Annotated in this window: 20 protein-coding genes and 1 pseudogene; 7 read left to right on the top strand and 14 right to left on the bottom strand. The window is 44.5% G+C overall.

Translation table 11 applies throughout. The features are described 5' to 3' along the window. Window positions 1-21: 21 nt before the first annotated feature. Window positions 22-1,248 (bottom strand): M20 metallopeptidase family protein, encoded by a 1,227-nt coding sequence (locus tag MKX30_RS19990; protein ID WP_034095150.1) that lies wholly within the window; start codon window positions 1,246-1,248, stop codon window positions 22-24. A gap of 226 nt (window positions 1,249-1,474) precedes the next feature. On the opposite strand from MKX30_RS19990, the gene MKX30_RS19995 reads away from it, so the two are divergent. After that, the gene (locus MKX30_RS19995; protein ID WP_341063329.1) at window positions 1,475-2,788 is read left to right on the top strand and encodes a transcriptional regulator; all 1,314 of its coding nucleotides are present in this window, start codon (window positions 1,475-1,477) and stop codon (window positions 2,786-2,788) included. A 217-nt stretch (window positions 2,789-3,005) separates the two neighbouring features. On the opposite strand, the gene MKX30_RS20000 is transcribed toward MKX30_RS19995, so the two are convergent. Beyond that, a complete protein-coding gene (locus tag MKX30_RS20000; protein WP_023987219.1) occupies window positions 3,006-3,644 on the bottom strand; it encodes a glycoside hydrolase family 11 protein in 639 nt (212 codons plus the stop codon). Window positions 3,645-4,115: 471 nt separating this feature from the next. Between MKX30_RS20000 and MKX30_RS20005 the strand changes: the two are divergent. Further along, window positions 4,116-4,217, top strand: a pseudogene (locus tag MKX30_RS20005) (GNAT family N-acetyltransferase); the annotation flags it as partial. Between the two features lie 64 nt (window positions 4,218-4,281). Here the strand turns inward: MKX30_RS20005 and MKX30_RS20010 are convergent. After that, a complete protein-coding gene (locus tag MKX30_RS20010) occupies window positions 4,282-4,494 on the bottom strand; it encodes a helix-turn-helix domain-containing protein (RefSeq protein WP_023987218.1) in 213 nt (70 codons plus the stop codon). A gap of 230 nt (window positions 4,495-4,724) precedes the next feature. Continuing rightward, the gene (locus MKX30_RS20015; RefSeq protein WP_023987217.1) at window positions 4,725-4,970 is read right to left on the bottom strand and encodes a helix-turn-helix domain-containing protein; all 246 of its coding nucleotides are present in this window, start codon (window positions 4,968-4,970) and stop codon (window positions 4,725-4,727) included. 297 nt (window positions 4,971-5,267) lie between these two features. On the opposite strand from MKX30_RS20015, the gene MKX30_RS20020 reads away from it, so the two are divergent. Beyond that, window positions 5,268-5,555: a DUF6809 family protein gene (locus MKX30_RS20020; RefSeq protein WP_076295760.1), complete on the top strand. Its 288-nt coding sequence runs from the start codon at window positions 5,268-5,270 to the stop codon at window positions 5,553-5,555. A 134-nt stretch (window positions 5,556-5,689) separates the two neighbouring features. On the opposite strand, the gene MKX30_RS20025 is transcribed toward MKX30_RS20020, so the two are convergent. From MKX30_RS20025 to MKX30_RS20045, 5 genes are all read right to left on the bottom strand, one after another. Continuing rightward, window positions 5,690-6,298: a TetR/AcrR family transcriptional regulator gene (locus MKX30_RS20025; protein ID WP_028542081.1), complete on the bottom strand. Its 609-nt coding sequence runs from the start codon at window positions 6,296-6,298 to the stop codon at window positions 5,690-5,692. Window positions 6,299-6,304: 6 nt separating this feature from the next. Continuing rightward, a complete protein-coding gene (locus MKX30_RS20030) occupies window positions 6,305-6,910 on the bottom strand; it encodes a VC0807 family protein (RefSeq protein WP_028542080.1) in 606 nt (201 codons plus the stop codon). Window positions 6,911-7,376: 466 nt separating this feature from the next. After that, complete coding sequence (locus MKX30_RS20035; protein WP_028542079.1) at window positions 7,377-8,129, bottom strand: amino acid ABC transporter ATP-binding protein; 753 nt, start codon at window positions 8,127-8,129, stop codon at window positions 7,377-7,379. A 15-nt stretch (window positions 8,130-8,144) separates the two neighbouring features. After that, complete coding sequence (locus MKX30_RS20040) at window positions 8,145-8,804, bottom strand: amino acid ABC transporter permease (protein WP_023987212.1); 660 nt, start codon at window positions 8,802-8,804, stop codon at window positions 8,145-8,147. Window positions 8,805-8,844: 40 nt separating this feature from the next. Beyond that, window positions 8,845-9,612: an amino acid ABC transporter substrate-binding protein gene (locus MKX30_RS20045; RefSeq protein ID WP_053324731.1), complete on the bottom strand. Its 768-nt coding sequence runs from the start codon at window positions 9,610-9,612 to the stop codon at window positions 8,845-8,847. Window positions 9,613-9,930: 318 nt separating this feature from the next. Here MKX30_RS20045 and MKX30_RS20050 point away from each other — a divergent pair, with 318 nt between their 5' ends. From MKX30_RS20050 to MKX30_RS20065, 4 genes are all read left to right on the top strand, one after another. Beyond that, window positions 9,931-10,857, top strand: a complete 927-nt coding sequence (locus tag MKX30_RS20050; RefSeq protein ID WP_023987210.1) for an ABC transporter permease — start codon at window positions 9,931-9,933, stop codon at window positions 10,855-10,857. A 1-nt stretch (window position 10,858) separates the two neighbouring features. Next, window positions 10,859-11,809 (top strand): ABC transporter permease, encoded by a 951-nt coding sequence (locus MKX30_RS20055; protein ID WP_053324730.1) that lies wholly within the window; start codon window positions 10,859-10,861, stop codon window positions 11,807-11,809. A gap of 195 nt (window positions 11,810-12,004) precedes the next feature. Further along, entirely contained in the window at window positions 12,005-13,648 is a 1,644-nt protein-coding gene (locus tag MKX30_RS20060) for a peptide ABC transporter substrate-binding protein (RefSeq protein WP_028542077.1), read from the top strand. Next, a complete protein-coding gene (locus MKX30_RS20065; RefSeq protein WP_028542076.1) occupies window positions 13,648-14,028 on the top strand; it encodes a DUF3899 domain-containing protein in 381 nt (126 codons plus the stop codon). Before MKX30_RS20060 ends, MKX30_RS20065 begins: the two co-directional genes overlap by 1 nt. A 251-nt stretch (window positions 14,029-14,279) precedes the next feature. Here the strand turns inward: MKX30_RS20065 and MKX30_RS20070 are convergent, their stop codons facing one another. The 5 genes from MKX30_RS20070 to MKX30_RS20090 all read right to left on the bottom strand — a co-directional run bounded on the left by MKX30_RS20070 (window position 14,280) and on the right by MKX30_RS20090 (window position 18,850). Further along, window positions 14,280-14,957: a vWA domain-containing protein gene (locus MKX30_RS20070; protein ID WP_071559138.1), complete on the bottom strand. Its 678-nt coding sequence runs from the start codon at window positions 14,955-14,957 to the stop codon at window positions 14,280-14,282. 43 nt (window positions 14,958-15,000) lie between these two features. Then, window positions 15,001-15,546, bottom strand: a complete 546-nt coding sequence (locus MKX30_RS20075; RefSeq protein ID WP_023987205.1) for a hypothetical protein — start codon at window positions 15,544-15,546, stop codon at window positions 15,001-15,003. Window positions 15,547-15,881: 335 nt separating this feature from the next. Next, entirely contained in the window at window positions 15,882-16,982 is a 1,101-nt protein-coding gene (locus tag MKX30_RS20080; protein ID WP_023987203.1) for a toxic anion resistance protein, read from the bottom strand. 97 nt (window positions 16,983-17,079) lie between these two features. Then, window positions 17,080-17,760 carry a hypothetical protein gene (locus MKX30_RS20085; protein ID WP_068938757.1) on the bottom strand — a complete coding sequence of 227 codons (681 nt, stop codon included), beginning with the start codon at window positions 17,758-17,760 and terminating at the stop codon, window positions 17,080-17,082. Between the two features lie 58 nt (window positions 17,761-17,818). Next, window positions 17,819-18,850 (bottom strand): ATP-grasp domain-containing protein, encoded by a 1,032-nt coding sequence (locus MKX30_RS20090; RefSeq protein ID WP_071559140.1) that lies wholly within the window; start codon window positions 18,848-18,850, stop codon window positions 17,819-17,821. Window positions 18,851-18,862 lie beyond the last annotated feature (12 nt).

Genomic DNA, 18,862 nt, shown 5'->3' on the forward strand with positions numbered 1-18,862 from the left:
CCTCCTAGTTTTGTTTAGATATTATCTATTACTTTCAAGCCAATCTCTGGCGAAAGCAGCGTATGCCGCAGCCCCTTTATAAAGTACCTCATCCGAGAACATCGTCTTTGGATGGTGCATAGGGTAACCATAACCTTCTTCGGTATTGCCTGCGTTAATAAACACTGAGGTACTTGGCACCGCTTGTGATACAAATGCGAAGTCTTCTGATCCCATTAATTTACCACCGGGTATCAATTGTGTTATACCGATAAAGGAACTGGCGCCAAAAGTGTTGGCAATAGTAGTTCTCATTTGATGGTTCAGCCCGCTTTCCGTTTTCACCTCAGGACAGCCCCTGGTATAAATCACATCCACCTTTGCATGAAAAGTTACTCCAATACCTGCAGAAATTTCGTGGATACGGGTTTCCATTTCATCCCGCAATGCGGCGTTAAATGTGCGTACGCTGCCTTTCATTCTGGCAGTATCGGGAATCACGTTGTTTGTACTTCCACCTTCCATCACTCCAATTGTAAGAACTGCACTCTCCATTGGCGAAATTTCACGGCTTACGATCCCCTGCAGCGCCAGATGAAGATGAGCAGCTACATTTAATGGGTCTACTGCGGCACTAGGCATCGCTCCATGTGCGCCCCTTCCGCGGATGATTACTTCGAACCAATCAGAAGAAGCTGAAATCGCTTCTCCGGCCTCAGGCACTACAAATTGCCCGGCAGGAATTGGCATTCCAGTCAACACGTGAAGCATCATGGCTGCATCCACTTTAGGATTTTCGAGAATCCCATTCTCAAGCATCATCTTTGCCCCGTGCAGAGTCTCTTCACCCGGCTGAAACATAAGCTTAACCGTCCCGCGAAGCTGCTCTTCGTTTGCCTTCAGGATCTCCGCAGCTCCCAACAGCATGGAAGTATGCAAGTCATGACCGCATGCATGCATGTTTCCATTCAACGACGCAAAAGAAATATCCGTTTCTTCTTGAATGGGCAGCCCATCCATATCCGCACGAATAAGAATCACCTTCCCGGCATGTTGTCCGCCGATCGTAACCGTTAGACCTGATTCTCCTACGGGAGTGGGCTTAAGACTCATCGACTCCAACACCTCTTTTACGTAGGCAGTCGTCCTGGGCAAACTTAAATCAAGTTCCGGAATCGCATGCAGATGATGCCTGTACATGACCAATTTTTCCTGCAGCTGATGGGCCATACTCAAAAAGTCTCCAGCTTCTTCAATCACAATGAACATCTCCCAAAACACAAATTGAATGAACGTAAGAACAGAGTAAACATCCCCCCCTTCTTATTTTAAGACTTTTTAAGAACAATTTTATCGTACTTTTAAATTTATTAAATGTAAAGAGAAAATAAGACATTTTAAGAACGCTTTTTTTTGGAGGCTACCGGAACATTGAAATATCACATTTATTGTGATATAACTCTTTTGATTGAACTGTTTATGAAAGGAATCTACCATGAAAATCAAGCTGGGTATTATCACGCCTGAGACCCATATGGACTATTTCCGCGCCATTGAAGAAGAAATGCGGTCGGTATGTCAGTTCCGTTTTCTTACGATCAACAACTTCCGGGAAACAAAAGACATATATCTTAAAAACTTAGGTTCGGTAGATGGATTTGTTATCAGTGGCAGGATGCTTTACGAGTCAATTGATAAGGAATGCTTGGATGAAAAAGTACCTATTCACATTTTGCAGGATAATGAAAACCTTCTATATAGGGAACTTTTCCGGCTACTGGTTACATATCCTGAGCTTGATATATCTAGGATCTATGTGGATTATGCGTATATTATCGATTCTTTCAGTGAATTCCAACAATACCTGACTCATGAGGGAAAGCCCATTAACAACGACGATCTGCTCGAACGGGTGGAAACAATGCTCGAAAACCATATCACTCTGTGGGAAGATAAGAAAATAGACCTGTCCATCACGGCGTTCGGCCACTTTGTTCCAGAACTCAAAAAGCACGGAGTCAGATATATCTTAATCCGGCCCACTTTGGAAAACGTTAAAGAGACCATAAGAGAGATCATCAACGAGATTACCATCCTCAAGCTTAAGAGTCAGAGGGCAGTTGTCGCATGCTTATCGACCAAAACGGCGGAACCGCCATCTGAAGAGCAGCTTCATGAGCTAAAGGTCCTTGTCGGCAGATTTCTGCGCAGCGTGAATCTGGCAGACACGGCCCAAATTTCGGAAGGCTTTGTCAGACTATACACCACCTATGGAAATTTCATGAAAATCACCTCTAACGCGCATAACTGCACCCTGCTGGAGTATCTGGAAGAGCGCATAAGCGACAAGGTGAAGATCGGGTGGGGCTCAGGGCATGAATATTTTCAAGCTAACATTAACGCCACCAAAGCTCACAGACAGGCGGAAGCCTTTACGGGCAGCTGCAGCTTTTTTATAAACGAGGATCAGAAGGTTATCGGCCCAATGCGGAGCATGAATGTCATACAGTTCTCTGAACAGGGGGACCCGGAAATCATCGCGTTAGCCAAAACTATCGGAATAAACAACATTAACTTGCAAAAAATCATGTCCTACGCAGAAATCATGAGAACAAATAAATTATCCTCTGAGGATGTTGCTCAATGCCTGTCCATGACCGTCAGAGGTGCAAACCGTATCCTTAACAAAATTGAAGAAAGTAAATACGTACAAACGGTATTTGAAAAACGAGTCAACAGTAAAGGGCGACCAAAAAAATACTACGAACTGTTGTTTCTCGACAAAGAAGGGCGCAAATTAAGCAGATGACACGCATTGTTACGTTTGCCATTTCGACTTTAAATTAATGGCAAAAAAGGCACATTTTCAAAACTGAAAACGTGCCTTTTTTGCGCTTAATTTACCAAGTCAAATCACTTATGATCGATTCATTTAAACCCTATCTATCAGACAGCTCTCAAAACCCGCTTATCCCGTGAGACAGTCCCAACCGCGCCTGTTCGTTGAACAGCTTGTGGTTGAGTGATTACCACACCGTTACGTCAGAACTCCCACTACTTTGATACCCCTCTGTTGCTAACACCTGGTAAGACCAGCTATTCCCCAGATTCATTCCTTTGCTCGCCCATGCTTTCACGTGGTTGCTGAAAGTGATCGTGGAGTTACCCCCGGTCGGTCTCTTCGACTGTCGAACACTCCAGTACTGAATAAACGTCGTTTTTTCGCCTTCAATGGAAGGGGCGTCGTATCGCATTGTTGTGTAGATGTCATATGTGCCCCCATCACTGGTCACCGTACCTTTATACGTTCCGGTAGGTCGATAAGTCCCCCAGCTATCAACGACATAATATTCGATGAGTGAGTTTTTCGTCCACCCGTAGAGAGCCAAGTATCCATTACCGGACGGCGCCCAGACACCGGCATTGTAGTTAATCGTTCTGTTTGGTGATCCAGTAGTCCAGCCTTTCCCGACAACAAAATTCCCGGTATCCTTCCATGTTACGCTGTAATTACCGCCTGATCCATTAACAGCATTGACCGTCCCACCGCCATCGGTCCAATTTTGCCAATAGTCTGTCGCTGCACTTGAGGTTGTTGCAAACAACCCAAAACTCATGGAAGCTGCAAGAACTACCGTCATCATTTTCTTACTAAAATTAAACATAATCTACCTCCTAAAATTTTTGTGTTTGTCCCATACACCTGCTTGTTAGTTGATTCTGTTTGTAACACATCTCTTATCTGTGCATATCCCGTTTTTTTACTTTTACCTCCCTTATGTGTAAATTATAGAATGATAGCGTTTGCATATAAACCTAGCAAATTAAAGCTTTAACTCTATTATGTTTAGCTCTCTTTGAATTTTATAGAAGCCGTTGAAGGGTAATCGAGTTTCGTAACGTTGGAAGAAGGTCTTCGCTGCTTTTAATTATTCGAGCAATATGCGAATCTATTTTTATGTCGGATTTTTTAGATATTCATCTAATCGGAAACAATATAAGTTCTTGTCCCAAGCTGAAGACAAGAACTTATATCGTTAAAACCAAAAAGCTGCCAATGGCAACTGGGGTCAGTCCCGTCGGTTTCCCATATGGAGTTTTTCCAATGTCAATTTTAAGGAGTGCAATTCAGTATAAAAAAACTGGGGTTTGAGAGCGAAGGCATATTAAAAAAGGACAAAATTCTGTCCGATGGTAATTACCTCAACACAGTTATGATGGGACGACTTAATGAATAATTCCAGCAAAAAACCTCCTGTGAATCATCACGGGAGCTTTTTTTGCTGTGCATGTTATGCCTTTTTACCTGTAACGTTTAGGATTATCTGTCTGATCAAGAATAAAGTCGATACTCACCTTGTGGAAATCTGCCAATTTGATTAAGACCACACTTGGGACGTCCAGATTCCCATTTTCATATCGGGAATAGGTTGTTTGTGAGATACCTAAAAAGTCGGCCATGCTCTGTTGTGTTAAGTCTTTGTCCTCACGTAAATTGCGAATTCTCTTATACACTGCTCATCACCCAAGCAAAGTTTACTCCATGCGAAAACTGCATATTGATTTTTATGCGTTTTTCGCATAAAATTTATTTATCTTCAACTTTACCTTGAAATCTTGAGTTGTCCCTTCATATGCAAAAGCTCTTAATGGGGACAGACGGATTCTCCTAAATTCGTTTTATTAAAGTGTATATTTCCCAACGAAGCATATAACAGAATATTGAAATATAGCTCCTGCGGTCATCATAGAGCTTTATTTTGCATGCTATTCTTTTTACCGGTACAACGTTCAGGATCATCTGTCTGACCAAGAATAAAGTCGATACTTACCTTGTGGAAATCTGCCAATTTGATTAAGACGACACTGGGAACGTCCAAGGTCCCATTTTCATATCGAGAGTAGGTCGTTTGTGAGATATGTAATAATTCAGCCATGGTCTGTTGTGTTAAGTCTTTGTCCTCACGTAAATCGCGAATTCTCTTATACATTGCTCATCACCCAAGCAAAGTTTACTCCATGCGAAAACTGCATATTGATTTTTATGCGTTTTTCGCATAAATTTATTTAAAGAGTATAACAAGTGGAATAAGAACGGAGTGGGCGGAATGGTGCTGTACAAGCGATAGCGTTCGCCTTTGTGGCCGGATTTCAACCTTCTTAGCTTGATTAAGAAATCCGGGCACAACAGCGATGGGAAGCACCATCCGACCGCGTAGTGGCGCCGTATGTACATCTTTAGCTCAACTTATATAAATAATCAGTATTCATAAGGAGGCATGATGAAAATGATTTTGGAGGATATGTATTATGGGAATTGGCGTCCCAGTGAACAGATAAATTCAACCGACCCTGAATCTCAAAAAGTGAATCAAAAAATTAGTGATCTCATGGAGATGTTGAAAAGCAAATTACCAGCAGTCGATTTTGAGTCAATTGAAGTCATGTTTGATTTATTAAGCGAGTCAACTTCCCTGCACTCAGCAGCATTCATTCACGGGTATCGGACGGGGGCATTAACGATGATTGAAGTATTTAACGGGGACAAAGAAATTGTTGACGTAATAGATAAATGATGGAGGAGTTATGGTGGTGAGCCCGTTACGCATGCAGATTGTTCTTCCGATCGCTGTTATCCCTAGATTTCTCCTCAGTAGAATATAAACTTAAAGGTAAAATCCGGGGATAACAAAACGAATGGAGGGGCTCCCTAGCCTCTGCCTGCGCCCCCCAGCGCATTCATCAAGAACTCATAAATTTCCAGTTCGTTGATTTTATCGCCATCGGTCACTATGTTATGCTGAACTTGCAGCCCGTTCTTGAACACGGTGAACATCCGAGCTGTCCTGTCCGCATCGATTGAAACAGGGATAGCTCCATTCTGCTGTCCGACTTCGATCCACGTTTTGGCAGTGAGGATAGATGCTTCATGATAACGTTTCAGAATGCCAGCCACGGCGGGCTTATCCTGTTGGCTGAGTAGATAAATAAAAATCAGGCTGGCAGCGCTGTCCCCACTACCAATGTTACGAAGCCGTTCAGTTAAGGTGTTAAGCGGGGACTTGATTCCTTCTGGTCCTGCGGGAGTCCGGGCGACAGATTCAAAAAAGCGCTGATTGGTTTTCGCCATTCCCGCCTCTAGAATCATACCGAACAATTCATCTTTGCTTTTGACATAATGGTAAATGGCTCCTTTAGTCAGTCCGCTGCGATCCGCAATATCCTGTAGTGTCGTCGCCCGACAGCCTTTCTCCATAATCATCTCTTCGGCAATCTCAAGCAGCTTTTTTAGACTGTCGTTCATTGCTTTGTCTTGCATAATCTTTTACCTCCCGTTTGTCTGTCTTTTTATTCGTTTAATGAAACCTATATTCCACCAGATCGTCAAACCAATAAGCCCGTAGGTGAAGAACGGCGATACGACCAGAAAGGTCGGTATCGACAGCGAATATACCAGCACAACTTTGATGAAGGCTTCCAGCAACAGGCTGAGTCCCCACACCGCCGTTATCAGGCGGAAATTAAAGCGATAGCGCGGAAGTTTCTCCCATTTATCGTTCATCTGTGGATTATGGCCTGTGAATCTTTCGGCAAAATAATAAATTAATGGTCTGCTAAAAAACAGCGAACCTAGAAACACCACCCCCATAATACCAGTCACATAAGACTCCCGCAGCAAAATGAAGCGTTCATCACCGCCCAAGAGAACAGCAACAACACTAAGAATTAGGCCGAGAAAAATGAATCCGGAGAAAGCATCTGCTTTACGGGTCCGTATAAGGCTGTAGATCGAGTCGCATAGCGGTACAAGTGCAGCGATGGACAGAGCTATCAGACTGCTTGTGTGTGGAATTAATAGACGATAAGCCAAATAAGGCAATACGAGGTTGATGATTAACGTAAAGATGATTTCGTTGCGAGATTTATTCATGATCGACTCATCCTCTCATCATTTAAAACCTACCTTCGGTAGGTATCTTTTATTTTACATACCTTCGGTAGGTGTGTAAAGATTAAAAAATATTAATCTCTATCCTATATACCAGTTAAGGATTTCTCCCCCTCACTAAGTTAGCTGTACACGCGCTTAAATCTACATATTGCCCAAATGTGGTTACACAGTTCACATCCCTGCAACTACAAAAAGGGAGATGGCACTGGCCATCTCCCTCTCTTATTCTAACTCCACATTACTTGCTTAAAAACATATTGCTTGCCAGATGGTCAGTGAGCGGAGCGGCAGAATTGTTCTGAAGAAGCGGAGCGTTCGCCTTTATCCCCGGATTTTCACCTTTAAATTTCTATTCCAATGAAAAAATCCGGGGATAACAGCGATCGGAAGAACAATCTACACCCCCAGCGCCTCCCCGACACACACCCAACAAGCAACTATATTTTTAATCCCCCACCCGATTCAAAAACACCTTCGTCCGTTCCAGCTGTGGATTGTTGAAAATCTGCTCTGGTGTACCGGATTCTGCAATTTCTCCATTATCCATAAAAATGACACGATCCGCCACATCTCTCGCAAAGTTCATCTCGTGGGTCACGATGACCATCGTCATATGTTCCTCAGCCAGCTTTTTGATAACCCGCAGCACCTCACCCGTCAGCTCGGGATCAAGGGCCGAGGTCGGCTCGTCGAACAGTAAAATATCAGGGTTCATCATCATTGCCCGGGCAATCGCCACACGCTGCTTCTGTCCTCCCGACAGTCGGGATGGATACGCATCTGCTTTATCTGCCAATCCGACTTTAGCCAGCAACTCAGCGCTTTGGCGACGCAGTTCAGCCTTGCTCACCTTTTTCACCAGCTTCGGAGCCAGCTCCAGATTATCCTGCACCGTCAAGTGAGGGAACAGATTAAAATGCTGAAACACCATGCCCATACCGGTAGTAATGCCCTTAATATCACCTGCCGGAGCGTACTGACCGTTTTCCACCAGTGCTTTATCATGAATGCGGATCGTCCCGCCCGTCACATCTTCCAGGTGCACCAAACTACGGAGCATGGTACTTTTTCCTGAACCTGAAGGACCGATGACGGCTACAACCTCGCCCGCTTTAACGTTAAAGCTCACTCTTTTCAGAACGTCGAGCTTGCCGAACGATTTTTTCAAATCGGTAACTTCTATTGCATTAGTATTCATATCTCGACATTCCTTTTACTCGAATTTAAAACGTTTTTCCAGCGCCCTGAAGAATAGCGTCAGCACCAAAGCTAACAACAAATAAATAACCGCCGCTACAACATAAGGTACAATCGAGAAATCACGGTTTACAGCCGTATTGGCAAAATGCAGCAGTTCCGGTACCGCTACTGCATACAGTAGTGCCGTATCTTTTACCAGTGTTGTCGCCTCATTGGTTACCGCAGGCAAAGCAATCCGTACCATTTGCGGCACAATGACTCTAATCAGCGTCTGCGACTTGCTCAAGCCAAGCACTTGCGAAGCCTCGTATTGCCCTTTATCAATCGACAACATCCCGCCTCTGAAAATTTCTGCAAAATAAGCTGCATAATTCAGTACAAATGCCAGTACCGCAGCCGTTGTCCGGTCCAATACCAGATACTCCCCAATGACAGGCAACATCGGCAGACCAAAACAAAAGAACAATAATTGCAGCAAAAGCGGCGTGCCGCGTATAACATAAATGTACGTATGCATCAGCCAGGCGATTGGCTTAATCCGGCTTTTGGCCAGTAAAGTAACGATAAAACCCAATGGAATAGACAAGATGAGCGTGATGAAAAATAAAATAACCGTCATCTGTGCCCCTTCAAGCATAGGCTTCATAATTCGTAAAATATATTCCATACTCATAACCTTCGACTCCTAAACCCTTAGTTCGATACACTTCGTATTAATTTAATACTTTATCTTCACCAAACCACTTTTTCGAAATTTCAGCAGCTTTTCCGTTCTTGTGCAGCTCATCCAAAGCGGATTGCAGCTGCGTCAACAGCTCTTCATTCCCTTTTTTCACACCGATGCCGTATTCCTCAGGGGCCAGTGATTCATCAAGCAGCTTATACGTCCCTTGTTCCTTCGACATATAGTACTTGGCAACAACTTCATCAATGACCACCGCATCCAGACGTCCGGTTTTCAAGTCTGTCAAAGCGAGAACATTATCCGGGAACTCGGACACTTGCTTCAATTTACTTTTGATCGGATTTGCATCCAATGCATCGGCTGCTGAAGACAGCGTCTGGAGTCCGACCGTTTTGCCCGTCAGATCAGCCAGCTTGGAAAGACTGGAAGTAGTCGGAATGACAATCACCTGACTGTTTTTCAGATATGGCTTCGTGAACAGCACTTTTTCCTTACGCTCATCCGTAATGGTGTATCCATTCCAAATGAGATCAATACGTCCGCTGTTCAGCTCGGATTCTTTGGCAGACCAGTCAATCGGCTGAAATTCCACCTGTTTACCCATTTGTTCCCCGGCCGCTTTCGCATAATCAATATCAAAGCCGGTCAGCTCGTTATTTTCATCTCTAAAGCCCATCGGGGCGAATTTATCATCAATTCCAATAATCAATTTACTGTCATCCTTACCGCCGGAACATCCGGCCAACACGATCATCATCAATCCAATTAACATCGTAAACATGGCTGCTTTTCTCATCTTATTCCCCTCCAACAATGGTGACCCCCGTATCCAAGAACAGGTGGCAAACGCTTTAGTTCGTTAACACGTTATCAGAGTATCATCATAACACACCGCAGGATACTCGTCGAGAGGAATGAGCGGAATCTTAGCCTTATATAAATGGAAAACCTGTGACGAAAATTTGACCGTTGTTCTATAATGTAAAACCTTACCTTGACATGTCACCTAAACCGTCTTATTATTTCCTAGTATTCTTATATACTTTTATTCATTTTAAAATTTCAGCAGCAATAGTATGTAAATCAGCTTGATAGACAGGAGAAATAAAGCCCCATGTACATTTTAAAGCGTCTTTTTACGATGTTCATAACGTTGTGGATTATCGTCACTTTAACGTTTATCATCATGCACATCATTCCGGGTGATCCGTTCTCGAACGATTCCAAAACGATTCCGGAAGCGGTATTGCAAAACATGCGTGCCAGGTACAATCTAGACAAGCCGCTCGCTGTGCAGTATGTGTTGTATCTAAAAAATCTGCTAGTGCTGGATATGGGCCCGTCTATTCAATCGAAAACGACGGACGTCAATATGCTCATCGCCCGAGGTTTTCCACCTTCTGCATTGCTGGGTATTCAATCCATCGTGGTCGCGATTATTGCAGGTATTTCGCTCGGAACACTGGCTGCTCTGCACCATAATCGACCACTGGATTATATCTCGATGTTTATCGCCATTGTTGGTATTTCCGTACCCAGCTTCATATTGGCACCGCTGTTAATCAAGTACGTTGCCGTCCAATGGCACCTTCTTCCGGTCGCCTCATGGGGAACCTGGCAGCATACGGTGCTCCCGTCGCTGGCTCTCGCTGTTTCACCGCTTGCCGTTATCGCCCGCTTTATGCGGACGAGTATGCTGGAAGTTATGCATGAGGAGTACATACGCACTGCCAAAGCAAAAGGGTTGTCCTCTTGGGCAGTAGTCATTCGTCACGGATTACGCAACGCGTTGATTCCGGTGCTGTCCTTTATCGGACCGTTATTCGCTTCCGTTATTACAGGTACCTTTGTCGTTGAAAAAATATTCGCCATTCCCGGCATCGGTAAATACTTCGTAGACAGTATCTTTAACCGGGATTATCCAGTGATTATGGGGACGACCATTTTCTATAGTGCCATTCTGGTCGTTACTTTATTTTTAATTGATATATCCTATCGCCTTGTCGATCCGCGAATCAAATTAGACAGCAAAGGAGATTAACATGAAAGCAGCACCTACTGTCGAAAAGGACAGCCTGTTTAGTCTTGTAGACCGTAGCCAGATCCCCACCCCCACGTTGACCAGACCCAAAGAATCACCCTGGCGGGATCGGCTACGCAGACTTTTTAACAACAAGCTTGCTCTGTTGGGGCTTTCTCTACTTATTATTATTATTGTGCTGGCGATTGTTGGCCCTTCCATGGTTCCTTATGCACCCAGTGATCAATCCCTTTTGAAGACGAATCTTTCTCCTTCGGGAGAGCACTGGTTTGGCACGGATGATCTGGGGAGGGACGTATGGGCACGCACATGGGCCGGGGCTAGAATTTCACTTATGATCGGCTTTGCCGCTGCTGCCATTGATTTGGTGCTTGGCATTCTCGTCGGCTGTGTTGCTGGCTATTGTGCTGGGCACGGTAAAACGGGCGACCGGATCGACAGCATTCTCATGCGTATTATTGAAATTTTGTATAGTATTCCTTATCTGCTGGTCATCATTCTGCTGCTCGTCATTATGAAGCCAGGCCTACTCACGATGATTATTGCATTATCTATTACTGGCTGGGTCGGTATGGCCCGTGTAGTGCGTGGGCAAATCTTACAGCTGAAGCAGCAAGAATATGTGTTAGCAGCCCGTAGCTTGGGGACATCTCATTCACGTATTATCTTCAGACATTTGCTACCGAACGCAGCGGCAATCATTATTGTAAATTTGACGTTCACTATTCCGTCGGCTATTTTTGCCGAATCGTTCCTGAGCTTTCTCGGTCTGGGGATTCAGTCTCCTTCGGCCAGCTGGGGGACGATGGCTAACGATTCCCTTGGCGTTATTTTAAGCGGTCAATGGTGGCGCCTATTCTTCCCCGGGCTGATGATATCGCTCACCATGCTGGCGTTCAATACACTTGGAGACGGGCTTCAGGATGCACTTGACCCGCGCTCACAACATTAACAACAGAGAAATCCAAATTGGACAAGGAGGGGTGTCACCATGATCCGCAGCTTCTCGCCTAACCGCAGGAAAAACGGCAGTTCCTTTATCGAAGTGCGCACACGCGGCATACCTGCGGGAAAGGAGGATGAATAAATCCCGGTACGTATACCTTATTTTTGGCATAACTAATCACAGTAATGGAGGAAAACCACGATGAAAAAAATGCATTGGATGACGATCATCTTACTTTTGGCCGTAACGGCTTTGGCTGGATGCTCTGGTACTTCGGACAAAACAGCAAGCAACGACCCGTCCGCTGCGCCTCAAGCAGATATCCCGCAAGAAATTACTGCCAATCTGGCAGGTGGGGAGCCTTATACGCTAGACCCTGCTTTCGCATCAGATACAACGTCCTACTTTGTGATTGATAACTTGTATGAAGGGCTGTATACATACGATAAGGCCGGTAAAATCGTAGAAGGCGCTGCCAGCAAAGTAGATGTATCTCCTGACGGCAAAACCTACACCTTTACTATCCGTGATGGTGCAAAATGGTCGAATGGTGACCCACTGACAGCTAAGGATTTTGAATACTCCTGGAAACGGGTACTGAATCCGAAAACAGCTGCCTACGATCCTTCTGCCCTCTACTACATCAAAGGTGCCGAAGCGTACAACACAGGCAAAGGTAAAATTGAAGACGTGGGAGTTACAGCCAAAGATGATAAAACTCTTGTAGTTGAGCTGAAATCGCCGCTGAGCTTCTTCCCAACGATCGCAGTGGGTCATGCCTATCTGCCAGTAAACCAATCGGTTGTTGAGAAAAATGACAAATGGGCAGCAGAAGCGGGCACAATTGTCGGCAACGGTGCGTATGTAGCCAAGGAATGGAAACATAACGAGCAAATTACGCTGGCTAAAAACGATCAATTCTGGAACAAAGATGCCATTACGATGGCAACGATTAATTTTAAAATGGTTCAAGACTCCACAACTTATTATCAAATGTATAAAACGGGCGATCTGGATCTGATTTTGAGCCTTCCCGTGGATACACTGGATCAGGAAAAGAGCAACAAGGAATTCCTGTCGCATCCATCTTTCAGTGTGTACACCTATTCTTTTAACGTAAAACAAAAGCCGTTTGACAATAAAAAAATCAGACAGGCCATCGCCTACGCGATTGACCGCGAAGCACTGGCTACCAGCGTAACCAAAGGTGGCGAAACTCCGGCTTACGGCTATGTTCCATACGGAACAACAACGCCATCCGGCAAAGACTTCCGTGATGAAGCACCGAAAAAATACTATGAGTTTGACGCTGCAAAAGCGAAACAATCGCTGGCCGAAGGTCTGAAAGAAGAAGGTTTGACCAAGCTGCCACCGATCACCTTCAAATACAACACTTCGGACAAGCATAAAAAAGTAGCTGAAGCGATTCAGGAAATGCTGAAAACAAACCTGGGTGTTGAAGTGACGCTGGAGAATCAGGAATGGAAAACGTACATTGATACCTTTAAACAGAAGAACTTCCAGATCGCCCGTATGGGCTGGGAAGGAAACTTCCTGGATCCACTCGGCGTATTGGGGCATTATACTTCCAAAAATTCGAACAACTTTACCAACTGGAGCAACCCGGAGTATGACAAACTGATCGAATCCTCAACCTTTGAGCTTGATCCGGCAAAACGCTTTGAACAGCTCCATCAGGCAGAAGACGTATTGATGGAAGATCTGCCGATTATTCCGATCCAGTTCTCTGCGGACACGGCATTAATCAGTCCTAAGATTCAAGGTATCGTATTTGATGCTCGTTCGAACCCAGACCTGCGCTTTGCGAAACGGGTCGAAAAATAATGATTTTACGTTTCGGGATCTCTGCCCTGATTGTCGGTACTTTAGGAATTCTGTACGCCACACCCCATCTCTTGTATGGTCGTGAAAACATGGCTACTGCAAATCTGCTATTCCTGTTGGGGTTGCTGGGCTTGGTGATCGGTGCAATCTTCCACGTTCTGCAAAGCGGTTTTCTAACCCTCTTCCTGCGGGGATTTGCCGACATCAGACAGTTGTTCATTCGTCAATCCAAGGCATTACGAGAGGAAAATGAGCGTTTGCGTTCCGATGAATCTCTGTCAGCCTGGAAAACATCCATGTTCCGCCATCTCAAGGTATACACTTCGGGGTGCGGGACAGGGCTTATCCTTTGCTCGATGATATTAATGGGGATAAGCTAGTTAGGTGTATGAAAGCTTTCTCGCGGTTGGTGGGCGCTGCGCGTGCAGATTGTTCTTCCGATCGCGAACGCTACGCTTCTTCAGAACAATTCTGCCCGCTCCGCTGGCAACCGCCGTAGAGCTTCCATACGTTTTAGAGGTGTGTAAATGAAAAGAGAGAGTTTCGCAAAGCGTTTGCTAGCGGAACTCTCTCTTTTTGCATTTTTTATATTAAACTTTGAAAAGGGCTCATATTACAAGACTTACTAGCCTTAATAAATATGCTTTTCCTTGGCTTCTTGCAGCCATAACGGGAACTCGTTAAGCAATAGTTCGTACAATTCATTGTCTTCCATAGATTCGATATCTTGAATTTGAAAGAAGTTAGCGTTATCTACCACACGGCCTTCTATGTTGTCCAGCTTCTTTAATACGCCAAAATCGGACTCACCCACACCGATAAATTGCCAGAAAATCGGCTCTCCTGACGAATCAATGACTGCGTTATCGATATTATCTCCTTTTCCACGCTTCACACCGCCATCATTAATAAAAATAACAAAGGCCGGATCAGAAGAGGGTTCTTCCTTGGTGTATTTGGCGATGACATCGCGCATCACAGGCGGCTCATCATTGCGACCGAACTTGGGCAAATAATCATTGGACAAAATATGTCTTTCAACATAGTTGTCAACGTCATTTTCGGTAACGGACGGCAAACGTGAAAAACGGTGATCATACACCCATACGTCCAGTACACCATCATCATCCAAAGAACTCGCTACTGCAACAATTCGTTCCAACACCTTTTGAACGGTACCATTTTTGTACAAACTTCTCATAGATCCTGAAATATCGAGCACCAATCCAACTCTCGCAGTCACATTTGTTAGATTCTTTTTAGTCAGTACCAGTTGCGCATTCTTTTTAAGTAAAGAAATACCGCTCATGTTCCCCACGCTCCTCTATGATGTTTGCGTTTGTACGCCTACTCTACCATCTGCGTCGTTCGTCGCCTCTCAGGGGAAAGTCGCTCAATTCTCCGAGTTGGTCATGTGCAGCCTTATAAATGCGAAGAATAGCTTGTACCTTGTTAAAATCATTGTCTTCCGGACCGAATCCTTCCATATACATTTTTTGAATGATGTTTTGGAAGAAATCCATACGCTCGCGGACAGAATCCTGCTCGATTTGCAGTACCTCTTCAAAGCTGTGTGTCTCAGCAAAATCAGACAGCTCATCAAACTCCTGTTCCTGATATCGCTCTCCCCGAGTTTCGGGATTGAGATCAATAGAGGTACGCAGGGTTGACAATAAAATATTTTCGCGCGCCAGCATGACATGAAAATCTTTGTTCTTAAACAGATCCGTAACGATCAGACGGCACATTTCCTTGTTCTGCAGCAGAATCCCGTCAAAAGGATGCAGCGTCCACACACCGTAGTTAAAAAATAAATTAAAATTGAAGTTGCTGCTTCCATACTGATATACAATGTTGATTTTCGATTCGTCGATGATTTCAAATGAAAATTCCAGCATGCATTCTCCTTTGGGATTCCAATATTTAACTCTATCCTATCAGAAAATGCATGATTTTCAATAAAAAATTTTATTTCACAGAATCATTTAACTCCACAATTGAATCTGCTTTTTCGCTGCTGACAGCCACGAGTAAATAGACAATCACACACCCTAAAATAAAGGACATCATACGCTCGCTCTCTCCTTTTGTCATTCGCTTTTTAAGAGTTTATGCACGAGAATGCTATGTATGTTCATCATGTCCTTTATTAGCTACTGCCAAACCAAAAAAGACGCCTTTCGGAGTCATCCGGCGTCTTTTAATAGATTGGGGCTATTATTCTACATTGTCATCAGTTCAAAAACGAGCTTAAACCCTCAGAAGAATTGCTATCCTTCAGTGTTTTGGATGGTTCTTTCCCTTCGATCCCCAAGCGTTGGCTAAGGTTGGCATTGATTGCTGTCATTTTACTTGTGTAATCATGGCAGCTTTCAATAATTTGGCGATTCGATTTTTCAGACAGATCCAAAGCAGATACCAAATCACCAATCGCCTGATTCACAGCCTCCAGTGACATAGAAGGCTTGCTAAGCAGATCTGTCGTTCTCTCGGTCGTCGTTTTGAGAAGCTTCGCATTTTCCTTGAATTGATCTTCAATCGTACGGTTGGTCGCATCGACGGCTGAAATGATTTTATCCTGATCCGCCAGCGCCATCGCGATCATAGCCGATACAGTGATCAGATTCGATGTTTTATCAATCGCATTATTTACAGAATCAATCAGTTTATCATTGTTATCATTAATAATATCCGTTGCTGCAATCGCCTGATTGTATAACAAAATCATTTCTGTCATCGACTGTGTACGAGTAACCACCTTGCGCAATCCCCGCTCCAGATGTGGCTTACGGTTTTCGTTTTCCGGCTTGGCAATCTCGGTCTCAAACAGTTCTTTCAAGCGATTACCAAAGGCAATCTTCGTCTGTAAATTGTAGATTTCTTCAATGGAAGCCTTCTTCAACTGTCTCATGCTGACGATGTTTTCTTCCAGATTATCCTTACCATCTCTCAAGGCAGTAATGATTTTCTCGATGTTCGTCTTCACCGACTGATACTTGTAAATGTAGTTCTTTAACGGGCTTTTACGCAGGAGCTTGCCAAAAAAGCTCACATTTTTGCTCTGCTGGAGCGTTTCGCATTCATCACGCAGCTTTAAGATCATATTGGATACCTCAGCCCGATCACCGGACATGAGGTCGTTTACCGGACGATCCAGCATTTTAAGGGTTTGCCCCGCACGTTCCTGCGTTTTAACCCCCAGCTTACCGATATCATCCATTAAGGTATCCAGGCTCATGACATCGCTTTGTGATACCTTCTGAATCAGCTGTGAAGCCTCCTCAGTCACCTTTTGTTCATCTTCTTTTTTCAATTCAGCCCATGGGGTCGCCATACGCTACCTCCTATTCTGAAAACAACTGTTACCCAAGTCTAATCGTTGTTATTCAGAGCAGCTATACTGCTACTTTTTTATTTTCTCAAAAAATCGCCTACAATTCGGAACTGCTATATCGCTGGTGAATAAGCTCCGCTTTGCTCTGTAATTCCAACAGATCCTTATGCTCCACCGTAGATACAATTACTGATATTTTACTGTCCACATCCCGTAATCCATTTAATAATGTCCTCCGGTTGGTCCGCTTCGCATCGCCGCTGAGCCGAAGAAATGGATTAATCAGTCCGTTCAAATCCTTCAAAATCAATCTCCGAACCGTATGATTCACTTCGCTGTTGTTCAGTTCATGCAAAAGTGGAATGACCCGCTGCAAACGTGCAAATAGAGCCAGCGCCTTCTCGACAATCTCGTTATCAAGCGCATCCTTCTGTCCCTCGGAGATCACCATATCCTCCAGTACCTCCAAATACTCCATCACCTGAGCAAATTCACTGCTCACCTGATCTGGTTGACGTACTTGTCCTGTCATAGACTCCGGTCGAACAGCAGCTTCCTTTTCATGCTGATGTGTCTCAGCGACCTGCTCCTGCACCACCGGAATCACGGAACCGGTCAGATTGGGGCGAGGATGGCGAACAGCCATGATGGCGCTGTATCCTCCCAAACCAATGATCGGAATCGCCAAACACACAAACAGTGGCAACCAAAAACTTAGTAAAAGCGCAATCAGGTAGCTAACCACAGCAATCGTGGCACCCCACATTTTTGACGTCATAGCTTGTACCTCCTGACGTAAACCCTTACCATATTGTAGAAAACAATATTTATGTGTGTCAATGTACGGATTTACGTATGGTGATTGGCTGCTCGATATGACTGGCTAAAATGTCGTATTGCGGATGAAGTGAACCGATCTCATGACCCAAAGCCGATTTCACCGCTAGATAAGGAAAATTGATACCAGACAAACATGATACATGAAGTCCTCCGGACATCCGCGGATTGATCTCTAGCAGCTTGGCATGCTCGCCGTTATATTTTACCTGAATGTTATAATTGTACGGAATGTGATACGCCTCAGCGACCTTCTGTGCCACCTCCAACAGCTCGGGATGCTGCTCCAGCAGCCGTAATCGTCCTCCTGCCTTCCTACGCGGAACTGCCGCTAGCAGCTTTCCGTTCCGGTCAGCCAGGCAGTCAATACTGTATTCGTATCCCTCCAGCAGCTCCATCACCATCAGATTGGGAAATGATTCTGTGGATGACAATACTCGGTGTGCTTCCTCGAACGAAATATGATTCAGCGCATGACCGAACAGTTCCTCCAGCGGATTACGTTCATTGTCGATGATACGAAAGCCCATTCCGCCTTCTGCATTACATGGCTTGAAGCATACCTTATGCCCACGTGCTATTAACGACTCATATGCCTGTTTAAACTGCTCGGCATTGCTGGCAATGGCATAATCGGGAATCGTGACAATGTCCTTTTGACGAATGGATTCATAAAACAAATCCTTTTCCATCAGTTGCTCCAGCAGTTCGGTATCTTGGCATACCATCACTTTTGTCCCAATATCATCGAACAAATAAAGATGCTTGCTAATATCAAGCATATTCCACCGTGGGATAAAGACATCAATTCCGTGCCGCTTGCAAAAATCAGCGCAAAATTGTGCGTACTCCACACCACTGGTGCGAGGCTCTACTTCAGCCACATCACTGGCCTGTAGCGCCATGTGCTGCGGATCTGAGTGTGTCGCATAGATCTCGAACGGAATACCGTCCTCATTGTTACGAATAGCATTCATATAATGATACGCCACTGAAAACCAGCGGTTAAAATACACCTTAACCTTCTTCACAGAGCCACGTCC

Origin of the sequence: Paenibacillus sp. FSL P2-0173, from assembly GCF_038008045.1 — a bacterium.
GTDB classification, from domain to species: Bacteria; Bacillota; Bacilli; order Paenibacillales; family Paenibacillaceae; genus Paenibacillus; species Paenibacillus polymyxa_B.

Excerpts from the sequence above, each read along its gene's own strand:
- MKX30_RS19990 (WP_034095150.1), bottom strand. The coding sequence starts at position 1,248 with ATGTTCATTGTGATTGAAGAAGCTGGAGACTTTTTGAGTATGGCCCAT.
- MKX30_RS19995 (WP_341063329.1), top strand. The coding sequence starts at position 1,475 with ATGAAAATCAAGCTGGGTATTATCACGCCTGAGACCCATATGGACTAT.
- MKX30_RS20000 (WP_023987219.1), bottom strand. The coding sequence starts at position 3,644 with ATGTTTAATTTTAGTAAGAAAATGATGACGGTAGTTCTTGCAGCTTCC.
- MKX30_RS20015 (WP_023987217.1), bottom strand. The coding sequence starts at position 4,970 with ATGTATAAGAGAATTCGCGATTTACGTGAGGACAAAGACTTAACACAA.
- MKX30_RS20020 (WP_076295760.1), top strand. The coding sequence starts at position 5,268 with ATGATTTTGGAGGATATGTATTATGGGAATTGGCGTCCCAGTGAACAG.
- MKX30_RS20025 (WP_028542081.1), bottom strand. The coding sequence starts at position 6,298 with ATGCAAGACAAAGCAATGAACGACAGTCTAAAAAAGCTGCTTGAGATT.
- MKX30_RS20030 (WP_028542080.1), bottom strand. The coding sequence starts at position 6,910 with ATGAATAAATCTCGCAACGAAATCATCTTTACGTTAATCATCAACCTC.
- MKX30_RS20035 (WP_028542079.1), bottom strand. The coding sequence starts at position 8,129 with ATGAATACTAATGCAATAGAAGTTACCGATTTGAAAAAATCGTTCGGC.
- MKX30_RS20040 (WP_023987212.1), bottom strand. The coding sequence starts at position 8,804 with ATGAGTATGGAATATATTTTACGAATTATGAAGCCTATGCTTGAAGGG.
- MKX30_RS20045 (WP_053324731.1), bottom strand. The coding sequence starts at position 9,612 with ATGAGAAAAGCAGCCATGTTTACGATGTTAATTGGATTGATGATGATC.
- MKX30_RS20050 (WP_023987210.1), top strand. The coding sequence starts at position 9,931 with ATGTACATTTTAAAGCGTCTTTTTACGATGTTCATAACGTTGTGGATT.
- MKX30_RS20055 (WP_053324730.1), top strand. The coding sequence starts at position 10,859 with ATGAAAGCAGCACCTACTGTCGAAAAGGACAGCCTGTTTAGTCTTGTA.
- MKX30_RS20060 (WP_028542077.1), top strand. The coding sequence starts at position 12,005 with ATGAAAAAAATGCATTGGATGACGATCATCTTACTTTTGGCCGTAACG.
- MKX30_RS20065 (WP_028542076.1), top strand. The coding sequence starts at position 13,648 with ATGATTTTACGTTTCGGGATCTCTGCCCTGATTGTCGGTACTTTAGGA.
- MKX30_RS20070 (WP_071559138.1), bottom strand. The coding sequence starts at position 14,957 with ATGAGCGGTATTTCTTTACTTAAAAAGAATGCGCAACTGGTACTGACT.
- MKX30_RS20075 (WP_023987205.1), bottom strand. The coding sequence starts at position 15,546 with ATGCTGGAATTTTCATTTGAAATCATCGACGAATCGAAAATCAACATT.
- MKX30_RS20080 (WP_023987203.1), bottom strand. The coding sequence starts at position 16,982 with ATGGCGACCCCATGGGCTGAATTGAAAAAAGAAGATGAACAAAAGGTG.
- MKX30_RS20085 (WP_068938757.1), bottom strand. The coding sequence starts at position 17,760 with ATGACGTCAAAAATGTGGGGTGCCACGATTGCTGTGGTTAGCTACCTG.